Genomic DNA, 715 nt, shown 5'->3' on the forward strand with positions numbered 1-715 from the left:
GAGCAATAGCGCCGTCCTGGTGCACTTCACGCTAAAACTCGACGATGGCACCACCGCTGAGTCTACCCGCAACAACGGTAAACCGGCGCTGTTCCGCCTGGGTGATGCTTCTCTTTCTGAAGGGCTGGAGCAACACCTGCTGGTGCTGAAAGTGGTCGATAAAACCACCTTCTCGCTGGAGCCAGATGCGGCGTTTGGCGTGCCGTCACCGGACCTGATTCAGTACTTCTCCCGCCGTGAATTTATGGATGCAGGCGAGCCAGAAATTGGCGCACTCATGCTTTTTACCGCAATGGATGGCAGTGAGATGCCTGGCGTGATCCGCGAAATTAACGGCGACTCCATTACCGTTGATTTCAACCATCCGCTGGCCGGGCAGACCGTTCATTTTGATATTGAAGTGCTGGAAATCGATCCGGCACTGGAGGCGTAACATGCAGATCCTGTTGGCCAACCCGCGTGGTTTTTGTGCCGGGGTAGACCGCGCTATCAGCATTGTTGAAAACGCGCTGGCCATTTACGGCGCACCGATATAGGTCCGTCACGAAGTGGTGCATAACCGCTACGTGGTCGATAGCCTGCGCGAGCGTGGGGCTATCTTTATTGAGCAGATTAGCGAAGTACCGGACGGCGCGATCCTGATTTTCTCCGCACACGGTGTTTCTCAGGCGGTACGTAATGAAGCGAAAAGCCGTGATTTGACGGTATTTGACGC

The 715-nt window shown here is 55.1% G+C and carries 1 protein-coding gene and 1 pseudogene; both read left to right on the top strand.

The window, feature by feature from the left end; genetic code table 11:
- The coding region (gene fkpB, locus ACLO87_RS16720) for an FKBP-type peptidyl-prolyl cis-trans isomerase (protein WP_430224333.1) at positions 1 to 433 on the top strand (433 nt) is incomplete at its 5' end.
- A 1-nt stretch (position 434) separates the two neighbouring features.
- Positions 435 to 715, top strand: a pseudogene (gene ispH, locus ACLO87_RS16725) (4-hydroxy-3-methylbut-2-enyl diphosphate reductase); the annotation flags it as partial.

It is taken from the genome of Paenalcaligenes sp. Me52 (assembly GCF_050487965.1).
Classification (GTDB): Bacteria; Pseudomonadota; Gammaproteobacteria; order Burkholderiales; family Burkholderiaceae_B; genus Paenalcaligenes.